The organism is Desulfoplanes formicivorans (assembly GCF_001748225.1).
Lineage (GTDB): Bacteria > Desulfobacterota > Desulfovibrionia > Desulfovibrionales > Desulfomicrobiaceae > Desulfoplanes > Desulfoplanes formicivorans.
The window spans coordinates 316,605-333,301 of record NZ_BDFE01000015.1; the positions used below are offsets into that span (position 1 = coordinate 316,605).

Annotated in this window: 16 protein-coding genes and 1 tRNA gene; 6 read left to right on the plus strand and 11 right to left on the minus strand. The window is 54.2% G+C overall.

Annotated elements, in window-relative coordinates; translation table 11 throughout:
• Positions 1 to 2: 2 nt before the first annotated feature.
• Both purB and DPF_RS06375 read right to left on the minus strand, forming a co-directional pair.
• A complete protein-coding gene (gene purB / locus DPF_RS06370; RefSeq protein WP_069858160.1) occupies positions 3 to 1,307 on the minus strand; it encodes an adenylosuccinate lyase in 1,305 nt (434 codons plus the stop codon).
• Between the two features lie 439 nt (positions 1,308 to 1,746).
• Entirely contained in the window at positions 1,747 to 2,856 is a 1,110-nt protein-coding gene (locus DPF_RS06375) for a DUF362 domain-containing protein (protein ID WP_069858162.1), read from the minus strand.
• Between the two features lie 369 nt (positions 2,857 to 3,225).
• Here DPF_RS06375 and DPF_RS06380 point away from each other — a divergent pair, with 369 nt between their 5' ends.
• The 4 genes from DPF_RS06380 to DPF_RS06395 all read left to right on the plus strand — a co-directional run bounded on the left by DPF_RS06380 (position 3,226) and on the right by DPF_RS06395 (position 6,400).
• The gene (locus tag DPF_RS06380) at positions 3,226 to 3,612 is read left to right on the plus strand and encodes an acyl-CoA thioesterase (protein ID WP_069858164.1); all 387 of its coding nucleotides are present in this window, start codon (positions 3,226 to 3,228) and stop codon (positions 3,610 to 3,612) included.
• Positions 3,609 to 4,634, plus strand: a complete 1,026-nt coding sequence (locus DPF_RS06385) for a tRNA dihydrouridine synthase (RefSeq protein WP_069858166.1) — start codon at positions 3,609 to 3,611, stop codon at positions 4,632 to 4,634. The genes DPF_RS06380 and DPF_RS06385 overlap by 4 nt, the downstream gene beginning before the upstream one ends.
• A 50-nt stretch (positions 4,635 to 4,684) precedes the next feature.
• The gene (locus tag DPF_RS06390; protein ID WP_069858168.1) at positions 4,685 to 5,404 is read left to right on the plus strand and encodes an SIMPL domain-containing protein; all 720 of its coding nucleotides are present in this window, start codon (positions 4,685 to 4,687) and stop codon (positions 5,402 to 5,404) included.
• 180 nt (positions 5,405 to 5,584) lie between these two features.
• Positions 5,585 to 6,400 carry an SAM hydrolase/SAM-dependent halogenase family protein gene (locus DPF_RS06395; protein ID WP_176724189.1) on the plus strand — a complete coding sequence of 272 codons (816 nt, stop codon included), beginning with the start codon at positions 5,585 to 5,587 and terminating at the stop codon, positions 6,398 to 6,400.
• Positions 6,401 to 6,409: 9 nt separating this feature from the next.
• On the opposite strand, the gene truA is transcribed toward DPF_RS06395, so the two are convergent.
• The 3 genes from truA to DPF_RS06410 all read right to left on the minus strand — a co-directional run bounded on the left by truA (position 6,410) and on the right by DPF_RS06410 (position 10,200).
• Positions 6,410 to 7,225: a tRNA pseudouridine(38-40) synthase TruA gene (truA, locus tag DPF_RS06400; protein WP_069858170.1), complete on the minus strand. Its 816-nt coding sequence runs from the start codon at positions 7,223 to 7,225 to the stop codon at positions 6,410 to 6,412.
• Positions 7,226 to 7,404: 179 nt separating this feature from the next.
• A complete protein-coding gene (locus DPF_RS06405; RefSeq protein ID WP_069858172.1) occupies positions 7,405 to 9,231 on the minus strand; it encodes a chloride channel protein in 1,827 nt (608 codons plus the stop codon).
• A 24-nt stretch (positions 9,232 to 9,255) separates the two neighbouring features.
• Positions 9,256 to 10,200, minus strand: a complete 945-nt coding sequence (locus DPF_RS06410) for a bifunctional riboflavin kinase/FAD synthetase (RefSeq protein ID WP_069858174.1) — start codon at positions 10,198 to 10,200, stop codon at positions 9,256 to 9,258.
• A 152-nt stretch (positions 10,201 to 10,352) separates the two neighbouring features.
• Here DPF_RS06410 and DPF_RS06415 point away from each other — a divergent pair.
• Positions 10,353 to 10,439, plus strand: a tRNA-Leu gene (locus tag DPF_RS06415).
• 153 nt (positions 10,440 to 10,592) lie between these two features.
• Entirely contained in the window at positions 10,593 to 11,237 is a 645-nt protein-coding gene (locus DPF_RS06420; protein ID WP_069858176.1) for an RluA family pseudouridine synthase, read from the plus strand.
• Between the two features lie 116 nt (positions 11,238 to 11,353).
• Here the strand turns inward: DPF_RS06420 and DPF_RS06425 are convergent, their stop codons facing one another.
• From DPF_RS06425 to hisI, 6 genes are all read right to left on the minus strand, one after another.
• Complete coding sequence (locus DPF_RS06425) at positions 11,354 to 11,554, minus strand: cold-shock protein (RefSeq protein ID WP_069858179.1); 201 nt, start codon at positions 11,552 to 11,554, stop codon at positions 11,354 to 11,356.
• A gap of 211 nt (positions 11,555 to 11,765) precedes the next feature.
• Positions 11,766 to 12,986, minus strand: coding sequence for a M24 family metallopeptidase (locus DPF_RS06430; RefSeq protein WP_069858796.1), 1,221 nt, complete (start codon positions 12,984 to 12,986; stop codon positions 11,766 to 11,768).
• Between the two features lie 56 nt (positions 12,987 to 13,042).
• Positions 13,043 to 14,401 (minus strand): B12-binding domain-containing radical SAM protein, encoded by a 1,359-nt coding sequence (locus DPF_RS06435; protein WP_069858181.1) that lies wholly within the window; start codon positions 14,399 to 14,401, stop codon positions 13,043 to 13,045.
• Positions 14,358 to 15,035 (minus strand): tetratricopeptide repeat protein, encoded by a 678-nt coding sequence (locus tag DPF_RS06440; protein WP_176724190.1) that lies wholly within the window; start codon positions 15,033 to 15,035, stop codon positions 14,358 to 14,360. Before DPF_RS06440 ends, DPF_RS06435 begins: the two co-directional genes overlap by 44 nt.
• Positions 15,036 to 15,345: 310 nt before the next feature.
• Positions 15,346 to 16,233, minus strand: coding sequence for an ATP phosphoribosyltransferase (gene hisG, locus DPF_RS06445; protein WP_069858185.1), 888 nt, complete (start codon positions 16,231 to 16,233; stop codon positions 15,346 to 15,348).
• Positions 16,234 to 16,617: a phosphoribosyl-AMP cyclohydrolase gene (hisI, locus tag DPF_RS06450; RefSeq protein ID WP_083254517.1), complete on the minus strand. Its 384-nt coding sequence runs from the start codon at positions 16,615 to 16,617 to the stop codon at positions 16,234 to 16,236.
• Positions 16,618 to 16,697 lie beyond the last annotated feature (80 nt).

Genomic DNA, 16,697 nt, shown 5'->3' on the forward strand with positions numbered 1-16,697 from the left:
AGTTAGTGGCTTGAAGCATCAAACACCCGGGAAAAAATCATGTCTTCATGGCGCAGGTAATAGGAAGGATCAAAAACCCTGTCCATGACCTCGGCAGAAAGGAGTTCCTTCATGGCCGGGTCATTGCGGACGGTCTGGGGGAAAGAGATCTTGTTCTGCCAGCAATGCATGGCCAGTTTCTGGACCATTTCGTACCCTTTTTGTCGTTCCAGGCCGGCATCCACCAAAGCCAGCAAGACCCGCTGGGAAAAATAGATGTCAAAGGAGCCATGAAGATTGCGCTCCATATTTTCGGGAATGATCCGCAGATTGGTGACCAGCGTGTTCAGCCGGTGGAGCATATAATCGATAAGAATGGTTGAATCGGGCATGATGACCCGTTCTACAGAAGAATGGCTGATATCCCGCTCGTGCCACAGTCCGGTGTTCTCCATGGCACTGACACTGTTGCTGCGAACGAGACGGGCCAGTCCGCACAGGTTTTCCGCGGAAATGGGATTCTTCTTGTGGGGCATGGCCGAAGACCCTTTCTGTCCCTTGGAAAATCCTTCCTCAACCTCCAAAACTTCTGTGCGCTGCAGATGTCTGAGCTCGATGCACAGTCGTTCGATGCCACCGGCAATGAGAGCCAGGGAGGTGAAGTACTGGGCGTAACGATCACGCTGGATGATCTGCGTGGACACGGGATCCACATGCAACCCGAGAAGATCGCAGGCAATGGCTTCCACCTGGGGGTCGAGCTGGGCATAGGTTCCTACGGCTCCGGAAATCTTGCCCACCTGGATATTCTCGAGGGCAGCCTTCCACCGTTTTTGATGGCGTTTGAACTCGGCGTAAAAACCCGCCATTTTCAAACCAAAACTGGTAGGTTCGGCATGGATGCCGTGTGTTCGGCCCATGACCATGCGTCCCTTGTTGTCCATGGCCTTTTTTTTCAGGGTGGCAAGGATCATGTCCAGATCACGGGCGATCTGTTCACCGGCCCGAACCAGAAGAATCCCGTTGGCCGTATCCACAATATCCGAGGAGGTACACCCCAGATGAATGAACCGGGAGGCAGGTCCGACCTTTTCTTCCACAGCGGTCAAAAAGGCGATCACATCGTGCTTGGTGATCTGTTCCAGCTCCAGAATCCGATTCACGTCAAAATCCGCCTTGTCGCGGATGACCTGCATTTCCTGTTGGGGAATACGTCCAAGACGTGTCCAGGCTTCGCATATGGCCAGCTCGACTTCCAGCCAGACCCTGAATTTGTTTTCCAAAGTCCACAGGGAAGCCATTTCTTGGCGACTATATCTCTCTATCATGATGGTTCCGTAGGTTGGTGAGCCGTGGCCGGCTCAACTTTCATGACTGCAAAAAAAAGGCAGCCGAAGCTGCCCTGCCCTGCATGGGGCACAAAACAAATGAAAACAGAAAGGGTATATATCAGAAATGACAGTATGTATTTCGGGACAAAAACCCTTGGGCGATTCGTGCATAACAATGATGCCTACCTGGTCTCTACGCATGTTCCTGTCCCCGGACATACTGAATCGTCCCTTCTTTATTTGCCGGCAGCCTCCTTGGCTTCCTTGATGCGCTGCTTGAGACGTTTTTCCCTGCGCTGACGACGTCGATCAAGTTCCTTTTTACGTTCGATTTTCTTGTGAGCCATGGTATGTAAGCCTCCTGAAGGTATTTTCTTGAAAAAGAAGTTGCATCAATAACCAAAGAAGGGCCGGCTTGTCCAGCAGTTCAACCTCCTCAGATTCTGATCAGCTCATACTGTCGCGTCCCCATGCCCAGGCTCTGGGCGTGTTCGAGCACATGCGTTCCGTCGGCATGGGGATGAATGGCAGCGAACTTGTCCTCTCCAGGAAGGATGTCTGCAGGCAGTCGGCTTGGATGCAGACAGGGGGCCTGATTGACCAGGTCCAGACAGGCCTGGTCCAGGGCAACGGGATCATAGGAAACAGCCACACCCAGATCCGGACAGATGGAGGCGTCGGAAAATCCAGTGCAATCACATCCCGGTGAAACATGGGTGATGAAACTGACATGCAAGCAGGGGCGTTTGTGGGTTGCCACCACAGCGGCTGCGTATTCGGCCATGCGTTCGAGAAACACGCGAACATCCACCTTCCAGTTTACGGTCAAACCCTGATGCCGGCATGCAGCAAGGCACGCAGCACACCCCACGCATTTTTCCGGATCCAGGGCGATTTTGCCGTTTTCCAGCACCTGCAGGGCCCCGGGTTGACAGACCGAAACGCATGCCTTGCATCCCGTGCAATGATCGGTGTTTACCAGGGGTCCCATGCCGCAATGCTGCTGCATCTTTCCCTTGCGGGTGGCACATCCCATGCCCAGATTTTTGATGGCTCCGCCGAACCCAGCCAGATCATGTCCCTTGAAATGGTTCAGGGTCACAAGCATGTCCGCGTCAACAATGTCACCGGCCAGAAAACAGGTGTCAAAATGAACGCCCGGGCAGGGGACCTCCCGTTCATTATTGCTTTTCAGACCATCAGCAATAATGACGGGTGCTCCTGTCACATGGGGCGTGAAACCGTGTTTTTCCGCCCGAAGGTGATGGGACACGGATTCGCCTCGTTCTCCCGTGTACAGGGTGTTGGTATCTGTCAGAAAGGGGATGCCGCCTGCCTTGCGAATGAATTCGACCAGAGGAGCCACCATAAGAGGGGATATGAACCCCGTTGTTCCGGCTTCGCCAAAATGCATCTTCAGGGCGGTGAGACTCCCCGGGTCAATGTGTTTGCCCAGGCCTGCTGTTTTGAGCAGCTTTTTCATTCTGAGGTGGAAAGGCATTTTTCGGCTGGTTGCCAGATTCCAGAAGATGACGTTACTGGCCATGATGGTTTCCTTGTGTTGAAAGGGAGTTTGCTATTCGGGAACAGGTTGTTGTGTTGTTATTATAAAAGAAGTTTTTTGATAATAAGAAATAATAGGGGGTGTAGGTTTGTTCCTAAGTTCGATAACTTGTTTGAATCAAATATTTTTTTATGGTATTTTTTAGCAACGATCAAGGAACGAATGAACAGGTGGGGGCAGGATGTGCATTCAAGCGACATATTGGAACACACAAGGAATAAAATAATCCACAGATTGTTCTTAAGTTTTTAATCTATTGAAATAATGTGATATATGAAAAAAACACCCATTTGATCCCAACAGCTGAACCGGGTAATTTCTGCTGATGGATGAACGTTTGCAGGAGGCACTATGAACACATTCACCATGGTCAGGCCCGAACATCTCAATCACCACGGTTACCTGTTCGGGGGGAGCATGCTCAAGTGGGTTGACGAGTATGCATGGCTCGTGGCGGCTCGTGATTTTCCCGGGTGTACCCTGGTGACCCGGGGCATGGATCGGATTGTTTTTTCCAAACAGGTGAAAAACGGTTCCATTCTCCGATTTTCCATTCTTCCCTGGAAACAGGGCAATACCTCGGTGACCTATGCGGTGGAGGTCCATGCGGACAGTCCCGGAGCCATGCAGGAGGAACTTGTTTTTTCCACCCATGTCACCTTTGTCCGGATTGATGAAGATGGTCACAAGACCGCACTTCCCAAGCGCGAAACCTACCGATCCATGGAAACGTCATGAGTGCCCGGTTTGTACAATGGCTGCGTTCTGATTGGACCATCGGCCACAAGACCGTTCACGGCCGTTTGGTCCTGGCTCCCATGTCCAAGCTCGGGCATGTGGCCTTTCGCGAACTTGTGGCCGGGTACGGCGGATACGGTCTACTGTTCTCGGAAATGTGCAGTGCCCGGGCCCTGCCTACGGCCAATCCCGATGTTTCTCCCTGTTTTCGATGGCGAACAAGTGAATTGCCGCATCTGGTCTGTCAGATTTTCGGTTCAGATCCCCAGGACATGGTTTTGGCTGCCCAGCGCATCCAGAAGGAAGGATTTTTCGGTGTGGACATGAACATGGGCTGTTCCGTATCCGGGATATGCAAGCACGGGTGCGGTGCAGACCTGCTCAATCATCCGGATGTGGCCGTTGCCATGGTGCGTGAGGTCAAAAGGGCCGTGTCCATTCCCGTATGTGTGAAGTACAGAACCGGCTGGAAGGATGACCCGGATTTTGCCGTGGACATGGCCAAAAGGTTTGAGGATGCCGGAGCTGATTGTCTGACCTTTCATCCCCGAGTGGCTCCGGACAGACGCTCACGTCCCCCAAAGTGGGAGTATATCGGTCGTGTCAAGCAGGCCGTGTCCATTCCTGTTCTGGGCAACGGCAATGTGTTTACCCTTGAAGATTGCCGGAAGATGGTGGAACAAACAGGATGTGACGGTGTGGCCCTGGGTCGAATGGCCATTGCCCGGCCGTGGATCTTTGCCCAGTGGACCGGAAGGCTTGAACCGGATGATGATATTTTTTACCAGGCCGCCCTCAACCTTGTGGACCTGCTGGAAACCCATTTTGGAGAGGATATGGGATTGCGCTATTTCAAGAAATATTCCCAATATCTGGCCGCCAATTTCGTGTATGGCCATACCATCTGGCCCCGGCTGTGGAAAGGGAACAGCCTGGATGCGGTGCGGGAAAACATCAGAAACTATCTGCATTCGTGTCCGGCCCTGTCTTCACGACCAAGTCTGTACATGTTTACCACCTGATGCAGGGATCAGGTGGCATCCGTGGCGCCATATACTTGAAGGAGAAGAGCATGGAAAACAAGGATCATGGAAGCGCGTTGGTTCTGGGCGTATGTCTGATCATCGGTTTGTGCGGTTTGGGATATGTTCTTGGGAATGCGGCCCTGCAAGTCAAGGAATTGGAGCGCACGGTCCGGGTCAAGGGACTTTCCGAGCGGGAATACAAGGCCGATGTGGTTATCTGGCCCATCCAGTTTACCGAGGCGAGCAACAACCTGGAAGAACTGTACGAATCTCTGGAAGCAGGCACAGCCAAGATCACCCGTTTTTTGGAGAACAAGGGGGTCAAGGCCGGTGATATTTCCCTGTCCGCACCCTCCATCACCGACAAATCGGCACAAAGTTACAGTGATTCCAGGCAGGCTCCCTTTCGGTACACTGCCGTGCAGAACGTGACCGTATACTCCCGTGATGTCCCCCTGGTCCGGTCCCTCATGACCCAACTGGGAGAACTGGGAAAACAGGGGATCGCGTTCACCGGCGGGGGGTATGACTATCAGACCGAGTATCTTTTTACCCAATTGAATCAGGTCAAGCCCGACATGATCAAGGAAGCCACTACCAAGGCCCGGGAAGTGGCCCTCAAGTTTGCCGAGGACTCCAAAAGCCGTTTGGGCAAGATCAAACGGGCTTCACAGGGGCAGTTCTCCATTACCCCAAGGGACAGGAACAACCCGCATATCAAGCGGGTCCGTGTGGTTTCCACTGTGGAATATTATTTGTCGGATTGATGGTGCAACACGTTGTGCCGACTTCTCATGCCAGGAGCGTGGTCGGATGGCTGGAATCTGTATGCGCAGGCATGGCATCTCAGTTTTCCATCTGTTAAAAGATCCTGGAGCAGCATGTTCGTATGTGGATCCGAAAGAGCAGACAATTGTTGTCAACAAGGATGCAAAAGGGATGATGGCATGGCGTACAAACATGTGATGCGTGAAGCGCCTTTGGTTTTTCTCCTCACGGATTTCGGGATTCGTGATCCCTATGTGGCCCAGATGAAGGCGGTTATCCTGAGTCATGCTCCGAAAGCGCATATTGTGGATTACACCCATCATGTCAGGCCGTTTGACATAGTGCAGGCCGGATTTTTCCTCTGGTCCGGATTTGCTTATTTTCCCCAGGGCAGCGTGATTGTTGCGGTGGTTGATCCCGGGGTGGGCACAACCAGGCGGATTGTTCTTGTTGCCTACCACAACAGGATCATCATTGCTCCGGACAATGGCCTGACCGGTTTGCTGTTGCCCGAGGATGGCCGGGGAGTCAGGGTTTTTGCTGCTCATGTTGACCAGGCTGCCACAAGCCGGACTTTTCATGGCAGGGACGTATTTGCCCCCTTGGCGGCCAGGGTAATCAATGGTGAAAGGCTGGAAACCCTGGGGGAAGAGATACCGCCAGCATCGCTTGAGCGCTCGACATGGGCCGATTCAGGAAGACAGGGAAACAGGATATGGACCCATGTTCTGCATGTGGACGGGTTTGGCAATTGTCTGCTTGGTCTGTGCATCAACCAGTGGGAAGGAGTATTGGGAAAGGTACGGGTCCTGAAAGGGCATCCATGGGGAGAGGGGGTGATCCCGGTTGCGACCTACAATGATTTGCAGCCCGGGCAAACAGGCATTCTTGCAGGTAGTCAGGGTGTTTACGAACTCTGTATGTGCCAGAGCAGTGCGGCCAGGGCGTTGCATCTAAAGCCTGGCAACCGGGTGGAATTGGAGGTGATCTCCTGAACAGGCAGGCTATTTTTTGTCCTGGGGATATTCCACATATTCCAGGCAGAGGCCCTTGGCCGGTGCCGTAGCCGGAGCCAGGGAGCGATCCCGAGCTTCCAGTATTTCCTTGGCCTGCTCGGGAGACAGCTTGCCGCGTCCAACCTGATAGAGCAGGCCGACCATGTTTCTGACCATCTGTTTGAGAAATCCATTGGCCGAAAAGGTCCATACCTGTTCGTGGTCGGTGATTCCCGAAGATCTCTCTATGCGGGTTATGGTGCGGATGGTGGACTGAACGTCCGTGCCCAGATTCTGAAAGCTCTTGAAGTCGTGCTGCCCAACGAGATACGCGGCAGCCCTGTCCATGGCCTGAAAATCCAGGGGACCGGTATCCCACACGTAGCGCCTGCGCTGGGGCAGCACATAGTCCGGGTTGGTCCACATGGTGTAGGAATAGGTCTTGGAAAGGCAGGAATACCGGGCATGGAAATCAAAGCCCACGTTGGCAACCTCAAGAATCCGCACAGACCGGGGGAGCATGGCATTAAGGGCCTTATGCCAGGGAATGTGGGTTCGATCTGCGAGAATATCCACATGGGCCACCTGTCCCAGGGCATGGACCCCGGAATCGGTCCGTCCTGAGCCGAAGATCCGGGTGGGGCGGCCACAGAGAACGGAAAGATGCGTTTCCAGGCATTCCTGAATGCTCGGCTGGCCTTTCTGGATCTGCCACCCGCAAAAATCAGTGCCTTCGTAGGCAATGGTCAGGCGAATTCTTTTAAGTGCGCAGTACTCAGGAGGCAGTGCGCAGAGTTCATGGTGGCGTTTTTGTTTACTGCCCATTGTGACCTGTGCACTTATTTGTTATTTTATTATTATTTCGTAAAAAAACTATGTCATTATGGATAATAGTCAGACGTGTTCGATGCATGATGGTTTTTAAGTGCGCAGTACGCATGAGGCAGTGCGCATGATGGTGTTTTTCTTCACTGCGTACTGTGCCCTGTGTACTGCGCACTTTTTTATTCTTTTTCACTTATTTCCTTAAGCGTCCTGGCATAGGCCGCAAACACGTCCTCTCTGGCCAGCTGGCCCAAGATTCTGGTGGGGTCGTCATGGTCGATGACCGGGATCTGTCCGTAGCCCGAATCCACGAACCGCATGAGGGCTGTGTACAGATCATCGTCCGTGTGCAGGGTAACGGGTTTGCCGGCCACGTCCTTGGCCACCAGGAGATCCGATAAACAGTCCTCGAACATGACCTTGCGCAGGTTTTGGACCGGCAGAATGCCGGTGATTCTGTCTTCGGCATTGCGCACGGGAAAATAGAATTCATTGGTATTGGCAATGATGTCCGTGATGGCGCAAAAGGAGGTGCCCTCTTCCAGGGTGGTCACCAGGCCTGGTTTGTAAAAGTCCTTGACCTGCAGGTCTTCCAGCAGATTGATGGTGGCGTCCTGGATATGCGCCGGAGACTCGAATTTATTGTCCACCTGATTTTCGTACAGGGAGAAATTTCTGGCCAGGACAATGCAGATGGCTGAGCCAAGCATGAGCGGTGCCAGCAGGCCATAGCCCTTGGTCAGTTCGCAAACCATGATCAGAGGGCCGATGGGAGCGTTGGCAACCCCGGCAAAAAACGAGGCCATGCCCACGAGCACGTAGGCCCCTGGCTGGGTGACAATGGTTGGGAAATAGGCATGAGCCGTGAATCCGACCATCCCGCCTGTCAGACCGCCAGCAAACAATGCCGGGGCAAACATGCCGCCGCTGATTCCCGATCCCAGGACGATGGCCGTTGCAATGGCCTTGCCCACAACGATGGCCAGCATGGTTCCCACGGTCAGCTTGCCCAGGATGGCCAGTTCGAGCCAGCCATACCCGCCGCACAAAAGCTGGGGAAAGGCCCATCCGATAAGCCCCATGAGCAGACCAGCAATACCCATGGTCCAGACAAATCCGAGTTTGTCGGTCATGGGCCAGAAAATCTTGTATTTTACCGTGGTGAAGGTCTTGATCCAGAACCAGCCGGATGCAGCACATGCCACGGCCAGGATGGCGTAAAAGGGCAGTTCCCTGGGATCGTTAAAGGTGAAATGGGGAATGCCGAAGATGGGCTCCGAGCCAAAGACCAGGGTGAACAGGGAATAGGAGACCACCGAGGAGATGACTGCCGGAAGAATGGCCTCGGCTTCGAAATCTTCACGGTAGATGACTTCCACGGCGGTCAATGCCCCGCCCAGAGGGGCCCGGAAAATGGCTCCCAAACCGCCTGCCGCACCAGCCAGAAGGAGAATCCTGCGTTCCTTGGCCGAAAGATTGATCTTCTGGGCAATCCACGATCCGCATCCTGCACCGAGCAGGGAAATGGGACCTTCTCGTCCTGCACTGCCGCCTGTGGCGATGTTCAGAACAGCGATGCCGGCCTTGAGCAGGGGAACAATGGGCCGCATGAGACCGGACTGCTGATGGAAATTCTTGATCATCGCGTCAGTGCCGTCGGTCCCGCTGTACCGGGTATCAGGGAGATATTTCCAGGTCAGCCAGCCTGAAAGCAGGCCCACCAGGGTGGTAAATACCGGGATGAGCCAGGGACGGTAAACGCTTCCGCTTGGAGCGTGAAAAATTTCCTCGCCAGCAGGAGCCGGCAGATTGAGCCCGGCAGCCTGGTGCAAAAGAAGAAATTTGATACCTTCAATGGAGGAAAAAAAGATGATGGCGCCGATTCCGGAGACCATCCCCACAAGCACCCCGAGGATGAGCCATCGGGCGTTGGTGATGGACGTATAGGTCCGGACGGCTTCGTTCCAGATTTTTGCAAATGGTTTCAGAACAACAAAAGGAGACATGACAGGTTGGTTGGATGTGAAGGCTTATGCGAGACGGGCTTCGGGTGAGGCGAGAATGGTTCGGGCGATATCCTTGTCCTTGCCGATCTGGGCCTTGAGTTGGTCCAGGCCAGCGAATTTTTTTTCCGACCTGAGACGCTGGACAAAATGGACGAGAATATCCTGATCGTAGAGGTCACCCTTGAAATCCATAATATGGACCTCCACCGAAAGAATCTCATTGCCGAATGTCGGGTTGAATCCGATATTGGCGACTGCAGGCAGGACCATGTCCTGCACTTCGGCCCAGACGGCATATACCCCGGTTTTGGGAAAGAGTTCGTCGGTGAGATGGATGTTGGCCGTGGGGAATCCGAGCATGGGACCTCCCCGCTTCATGCCATGGATGACCGTGCCGGCCACGCGGTAGAAACGGCCCAAAAGGGGACGGGCCTCCCAGACCTGACCGGCCTCGATAAGATCCCTGATGCGGGTTGAGCTGACAATGACTCCGTCCACGAGCACGGGATTGAGCTGTTCGACCTCAAAGCCGTAAACACGGCCCAATCTGCTCAGGAGCTTGTAATTTCCGGCCCTGCCTTTACCAAAGGCGTAATCATACCCGATGATCAGTTTGCGGGTTTTCAGGGTCTCCACCAGATACTGGGAGACAAATTGCTCCGGAGCCATGGCTGCCAGATGGTGATTGAATTCCAGGCACAAGGTGTAATCGAGATGTATGCCAGCCAGAAGTTCCAATTTCTGGTCCAGCAGGGTGATGAGGGGCGGAGTGGAATTGCCCGTGAACAGACGCAGGGGGTGTGGCTCAAAGGTCACGGCAACACTGGACAAACCAATGGCCTGGGCCTGGGAAACGGTTTTCTCGAGAAGGGTTCGATGGCCGAGATGGACCCCGTCGAAGTTCCCGATGGTCACGCAGGAACCGGAAATCCTGGGAGCTATCTCTTCAGCTGTGTGGCATATGATCATGAATCCTTGAGCCTCCTCGAACAAAAATGAAGCACAGGATCTATCCCAAAAAGGACCAGGGTTCAAGTGAGCCACAAGACACAAATTTGCACCAGACGCGAAAAAACGCTTGCCAAGGAATCCGGTTCTGGATAAGAAGCCTCTTCGTTGATGCCGAAGTGGTGGAATTGGTAGACACGCTAGGTTCAGGGTCTAGTGGGTTCACGCCCGTGGGAGTTCGAGTCTCCCCTTCGGCACCATCTGGCTCCAAGGCCCTTATGGAACATTCCGTAAGGGCCTTTTTGTTTACTTTTGCCCGGTTCGGGTCATCTGACCGCTAAGGTGGGTTGAAGAACGCATGCATCCGGAATGCTTCGGCTTGCATGGTACCAAATCATCTCAGGAGTCTCTTGATGCACATTCCTCAGGGATTGGACATTGTTTATGCCGACCAAAAGATTGTTGTGGTCAACAAGCCAAGCGGTCTGCTTTCCGTGCCGGGCAAGGGTGTGGAAAACCAGGACTGCGTGGTCAGCCGTGTCCGGGAGATGTTCCCTCAGTCACGCCGTTTCCCTTCGGTCCACCGGCTGGACATGGACACCTCCGGGCTCATGGTTCTGGGTATAACGGCCAGGGCCAACCGGGAGCTTTGCGCCCAGTTTCAGCAACGGAAAGTGGGCAAGAAATACGTGGGCCTTCTGGATGGCCTGGTGCACAAGCCCGAAGGCATGATTGATCTTCCCCTGCGCATGGACCGGTTCAACCGGCCGTATCAGGTCTATGATCCCATCCACGGCAAGCGGGCTCTGACCCGATGGCAAAGGCTTGGAGTTGAACATGGCAAAACCCGGGTCGAGTTTGTTCTGCTCACCGGAAGAACCCATCAGCTTCGCGTGCACAGTGCCCATCCCCTAGGGCTTGGCTGTCCCCTGGTTGGGGACCGCCTGTACGGGACAGGCACGGGGCCGGGGCAGCTCAAGCTTCATGCGGGCTATCTCTGTTTTACCCATCCCAAGACAGGTGAGGCCATGGAGTTCGTGACCAAATCGCCTTTTTGATCAGGCAGGCTGGCTGGGATGAAGATCCCGTCTTGGCAAAGCAATCAAATAAACATGAAAAAGGGCGCCTCTTCTGATGAAGAGACGCCCTTTGAGGTCACAGTGCTTGCTGACAGCTAGACGATAGTGACGTTTGCGGCTGCCGGGCCCTTGGGACCCTGTTCGATTTCAAAAGTGACCCTCTCGCCTTCCTTGAGGGACTTGAAACCACCGCTGTTGATAGCGGAATAGTGAACGAATACGTCAGGACCACCGTCCTGCTCGATGAAGCCGAAACCCTTGCTGTCATTAAACCATTTTACTGTTCCATCTGCCATTGTGGCTACTCCTTGTAAAAAATTGTACTGGGTGCATCTGTTTCTAACATCAGGTGGAGCCACTATGAGAAATGGAGCTTTCCTTCTGTAACGAAACCCAACCGTCACCATGACGATTGTTTGCTGCAAGAACAATGTCTCCACGAGAACGCGAAACAAGTCAAGCATTATTTTAAAAAAAAGAAAAAAAGATGATAAGAGCCTTTTTCGGTTAGATCATGATGGGATCGAAAATACGCCCGGTCAGGCATTTTCCTCCGTCTGGGGTGATCTCAAAGGTGTTTTCAACCCCGACCATTCCCAGACCCGGGATGCCGATCTTGGGTTCAAGGGCCATGGTCATGCCCTCTTCAAGGGGCTCGTCAAAGCCTTGGGCAATGACCGGGTATTCGTCAATGGCCAGCCCAATGCCGTGACCGATAAACCGGACCTTGTTGCCCCCAAGACCCATGAATCCCTCCATGTGACCCAGGTTGCGGGCCTTTTGCCAGCATGTTGTGAAGAGCTGGCTGGGAATGGCGCCCGGGCGCAATCGTTCCGCGATCCAGGTCTGGATCTCCAGACAGAAATCCTGGGCCTTTCGGGCTTGATCCGGGATGATGGCATTTCTGTCCCAATATATCTGGGTTTTGTCTGAATGATAGCCGTCCAGGCAGAAACCGCAGTCCAGCGTCAGGGGCTGATGTTTGTGCCACACGGTGCCGGCATCTCCCATGTGGGGAATGACCGGATGCACGCCCCGAAGGCCCACGGGACCATTGAACACGCTGGGATAATTGCCGCTGTCTCCGGCGGCCACATGGCCGAGAAATATCTCTTCCCCAAAATGTTCCATGCGCATCATCCCGCAATGACCATGTTCCATGAAAACCTCCCAGATTTTCAGGCTGATCTCCCGTTCATTCATGCCCGGACGAAGATGATGGGGCAGGATATGGCACAGACAATGGTTGTGAATTTCACCGGCCCTGCGCATTTTTGTCAGTTCCCATGGTGACTTGATCGCCCGGGTTTTTGCCAGAACATGATCACCGGGAACAAGGGTTGTTGTGCCCAGGTGTTTTTGCAGGGATCGCCCCAAGGACCAGGGCAAACCGGTCATATCCACGGCGACCGTGCTTCCCATGGGCGCTTCAAAGTCCTGCAAAATATCTTGAAGCTGGCCAAAGGAGCGGTATTCTCCCATGTTGGTCATGGGCGAATCCAGTCGGGCCCGGTCGATTCCCTTGCGGCACAGCAGGACAGGCTCCCCGTCCCTGGGTATCCAGACCAGACCGTTTACCCATGATCCGGTCAGGTAATAGATATTGAGTCGGGCGAAAACGAGTATACCCGATGCCTGGGGGATGGTGCGGATCAGAAGTTCCTTGAGCCGACGGATTCTGAACTCATGTTCAGCAAGGGGAAGTTGTTCAAGGGATGTGAAGGTCATGGGTGCCTCAGGGTAAGATGTTGCAGGAGAATGGCCATGGGCCACATGATAATGGTTCACCCGGTGAGTTGTTTCCACCAGGTGACCTTGTCCCAGGAAAATCCTCCGGGAACGCATGGCCATATGGAATTGTTCTGGGTCAGAGGTTCCTTAGTCAAGGGAAAGGGAGATACTTGGCAGGCGCGGTCAAAGAGTCTGCTGCCGGGAATGGGTGTGTAGTGGGCCAGTTCTGGTCGGATACCCCATTTTTTGACCTGGTTGATGGTGGCAATGACTTCGGTTTCCTCCTGGTCGGGCAGGCCAAAGAGGATGTAACAGGCCATGTCCTTGTGGTCGAATCCGGCGGCAACCAGAGTACGGATACCCTGTTCCCATTCCTCCCGGGTAAGTTTGGCGTCATGGCGGTGACCAAAATCAGCTGTTTCCAGGCCCAGACGGATGGTGGTCATGCCGGCCCGCTTGAACCGGGCACAAACATCCGGGGTCAGATAACGGATATGCATGGCGTTGGGCGTGTGCAGACGGATGGGCGTATCCAGCGAGGCCAGCCAGTCAAGCAGGGGCCAGAGCCATGTTTCAGGCTGGACCAGCAAGGCATCGTCGTAAAAGGCGAAATCGCGGACACCACGGGCCAGCTGGCTCATGATCCCGGCCTTGATGGTTGTGAAGTCTCCCTGACGAAATTGGGGATAGAGCTGGTTGCTTGCACAGTATTCACAGTGAAAGGGGCACCCTCGTGAACCAAGAATGGGGGCAAACAGCGGCCGGGAATACAGATCCAGGGCTGAGGTCATGCCTGCGCCATGGGGAAGAATGGGCGGTGTGGTCCCCAGAAGGTTCCAGAACCTCTGCCAGTTGTCTTCCCGTTCCAGGGGGCCCTTGATGAGCAGGTCGGCTTCCTGGGTGTGGGCATGCTCCGGACACAGAGATGCATACGTCCCGCCCAGGATGATGGGGACCCTGGGCATGGTTTGACGAACAAGACGGATCATGGCGGTCACGCCCGGATACCAATAGGTCATCACCGAGGTGATCAGGATGGCATCGGGCTTGGGGGACAGGTTGGCAAGGGCTCCCCTGACCAGATCAAAGGGCAGACCATACCTGCCGTATTGGCGGGCAATGGTGCGCAGGGCATGGGGTTTGGCAAGGGGCTGCTTGGGATAATGTCCCCGGCCGAACCTGTTTTGTCGGGGCCAGGAAATACCTTTCCACGTGGGATCCATACAGTCCAGGAGGCTGATGGAACTTCCAGATCTCCTGAGCATGTCCAGACAAGCCAGAAGACCCATGGGCCGCGACCACAGGTTGTAGGCCGCAAAGTCGTAAACCCAGGGGTTGATGCCCAGAATATGAGGGATGTTCCCGGAATCAGCGGATGGATTCCAGGTAATTGTGGGCCATGAGGGCATCATCGGAAGATGGGTTGGTTTCTATGACCCGCTCAAACCATTGGCGGGCCTCGGCAAGTCGGTCCAAGCGGATGAGGTTTTCGCCCACAGCGAGCATGATGGCCGTGTTTTCCAGATCGGATTCAGCCCCTTGCTCCAGCCATTTCTGGGCATCCTGAATGCGGTCCTGATCAATGAGGATCTTTCCCAGCAGGAGGTAGGCCGGGATGTACCGCCAGTTTTTGTCCACGGCCATGCGAGCATAAGTTTCGGCCTTGGCCAGATCGCCCTGCTTGGCGTACATGTCGGCCATGTTGTAGGCGGGAAATTCCTTGCGCAGATAGTTGGGGATTTCAAGTGCCTTGGTGTAGGCCTTGAGGGCCGCGTCATGGTCGCCCTGGGCCGCGTAAACCTGACCCAGGTAGTTCCAGGCGTCGCCAAATCGGGGTTCCAGATGCACGGCACGTTCAAAACTGGTCTGGGCCATGGAAAAATCGCCCATAAGGCTGTACACATGACCCAGATCGAAAAACACCCGGGGATTGTCAGAAGCTTCTTCCTGGATCACAAGGAGTTTTTCCAGGGCCGGGCGGTTTTTGCCTCCCCGGATATAGCTTTCAGCCAGGTCCAGCTGGATGGCGATTTCCTCGGGGCTCATGTGGGGCTGATCCGTGAATGCTGGATCAGCATGGTGAGCGCATGCGGAGAGAAAAAAAAGGGCTGCAAAAAGAGATATGATATAAGATCTTGGAATGGTGGTGACCCATGCAGGGGTAGATTCGGATGGCCGTACAAAATGGTGCTGGGAGTTGGTGTGCATGGTCGGTCCCATCCTGGGTTGAAGGTGCATAGTGTGTTGCGGCATCCATGTGGATGCCGCAACACCAAAGGATATCAGATCATGCTGTTATTAAGTGGAGCCGTTTTGACTTGAACTGCACACTGCGTTCTGTGCACTGCGCGTTTTTTTATACAACCTTGTTCAGGGCATATTCAATGATGGCCTCGGCCCCTGCCTCCTGGAGGCGGGGAATGAGATCCCGGACATGGCTGCTATCCACGACCACCTCAATGGACAGCCAGTCGGAATTATATAGATGGGCGATGGTCGGGGAAGTCATGCTGGGAAGGATCTCCATGATGGCGTCCATGCTCCCTGCAGGTGCGTTCATCTTCAGGGCCACCAGTTTTTCCGCGCGCAGGGCCCCCTGGAGAAGGGTGTTCATGTTTTCGATTTTGGCCCGTTTCCAGGGATCTTGCCAGGCTTCCTTGTTGGCAATGAGCTGGGTGTTGGTCTGCAGAATTTCCGCAATGATCCGAAGTCCATGGGCCTTGATGGTGGTACCGGTCTCCGTGATTTCCACAATGGCGTCGGCCAGGCCCTCCACCACCTTGGCTTCGGTGGCCCCCCACGAATAGTCAACGGTTACCGGTATACCGGCGTTTTTAAAGTACTTTTTGGTGTAGGTCACAAATTCGGTGGCAATCTTTTTCCCGGCCAGGTCTTCGGGACGTTTGTAGGGAGAGTCACCGGCAACGGCCAGAACCCACCGGGCCGGTTTGGCGCTGACCTTGGAATAGATCAGGTCGGAGACCACCACCACGTCGGCCTCGTTTTCCAGAATCCAGTCCTTGCCGGTCAGGCCGACGTCCAGAACGCCCGAGGCCACGTATCTGGCCATTTCCTGGGCCCGACACAGGCTGCACTTCATGTTTTTGTCATTGATGTCCGGAAAATAGTTGCGGTGGTGGGATGTGAGTTTCCATCCGGCCTTGGCAAAAAGTTTCTTGGTGGCTTCTTCCAGGGATCCCTTGGGGATTCCGAGTTTGAGGATATTCTTGGTTTCTTCGCTCATTTATTTGTAAACCTCCTTGGGATCGAATACTTTTTCACAACATGTTGTCCATGAACCATTCTGGAGATCCGAGAGCTCCTGGAAAAAACAGCTTTCATACCCCAGGTGACAGGCGGCTCCGCCCTTTTGTTCCACAAGCAGAAGTACGGTGTCCTGATCACAATCCAGGCGAACGGCATGGACCTTTTGCACATGACCTGAAGATTCACCTTTATGCCACAGGGCGTTCCGGCTGCGGCTATGGTAATGGGCCTCACCCGTTGCCAGAGTTTGTTCCCATGCCTCTTCATCCATGTAGGCCATCATGAGTACCTTGCCCGTTTTGGCATCCTGGGCAATGGCCGGCACCATTCCGTTTCCTTTCTTGAAATCAGGTTGCAACACGCTTGTTCACTCCACTTGGGGTTGAGGTTGAAAAGCAGGTCGGCCCGCATTGCAGGCCGAGAGCGTATGAAAACCCGCAC

Excerpts from the sequence above, each read along its gene's own strand:
- purB (WP_069858160.1), bottom strand. The coding sequence starts at position 1,307 with ATGATAGAGAGATATAGTCGCCAAGAAATGGCTTCCCTGTGGACTTTG.
- DPF_RS06375 (WP_069858162.1), bottom strand. The coding sequence starts at position 2,856 with ATGGCCAGTAACGTCATCTTCTGGAATCTGGCAACCAGCCGAAAAATG.
- DPF_RS06380 (WP_069858164.1), top strand. The coding sequence starts at position 3,226 with ATGAACACATTCACCATGGTCAGGCCCGAACATCTCAATCACCACGGT.
- DPF_RS06385 (WP_069858166.1), top strand. The coding sequence starts at position 3,609 with ATGAGTGCCCGGTTTGTACAATGGCTGCGTTCTGATTGGACCATCGGC.
- DPF_RS06390 (WP_069858168.1), top strand. The coding sequence starts at position 4,685 with ATGGAAAACAAGGATCATGGAAGCGCGTTGGTTCTGGGCGTATGTCTG.
- DPF_RS06395 (WP_176724189.1), top strand. The coding sequence starts at position 5,585 with ATGGCGTACAAACATGTGATGCGTGAAGCGCCTTTGGTTTTTCTCCTC.
- truA (WP_069858170.1), bottom strand. The coding sequence starts at position 7,225 with ATGGGCAGTAAACAAAAACGCCACCATGAACTCTGCGCACTGCCTCCT.
- DPF_RS06405 (WP_069858172.1), bottom strand. The coding sequence starts at position 9,231 with ATGTCTCCTTTTGTTGTTCTGAAACCATTTGCAAAAATCTGGAACGAA.
- DPF_RS06410 (WP_069858174.1), bottom strand. The coding sequence starts at position 10,200 with ATGATCATATGCCACACAGCTGAAGAGATAGCTCCCAGGATTTCCGGT.
- DPF_RS06420 (WP_069858176.1), top strand. The coding sequence starts at position 10,593 with ATGCACATTCCTCAGGGATTGGACATTGTTTATGCCGACCAAAAGATT.
- DPF_RS06425 (WP_069858179.1), bottom strand. The coding sequence starts at position 11,554 with ATGGCAGATGGAACAGTAAAATGGTTTAATGACAGCAAGGGTTTCGGC.
- DPF_RS06430 (WP_069858796.1), bottom strand. The coding sequence starts at position 12,986 with ATGACCTTCACATCCCTTGAACAACTTCCCCTTGCTGAACATGAGTTC.
- DPF_RS06435 (WP_069858181.1), bottom strand. The coding sequence starts at position 14,401 with ATGATGCCCTCATGGCCCACAATTACCTGGAATCCATCCGCTGATTCC.
- DPF_RS06440 (WP_176724190.1), bottom strand. The coding sequence starts at position 15,035 with ATGAGCCCCGAGGAAATCGCCATCCAGCTGGACCTGGCTGAAAGCTAT.
- hisG (WP_069858185.1), bottom strand. The coding sequence starts at position 16,233 with ATGAGCGAAGAAACCAAGAATATCCTCAAACTCGGAATCCCCAAGGGA.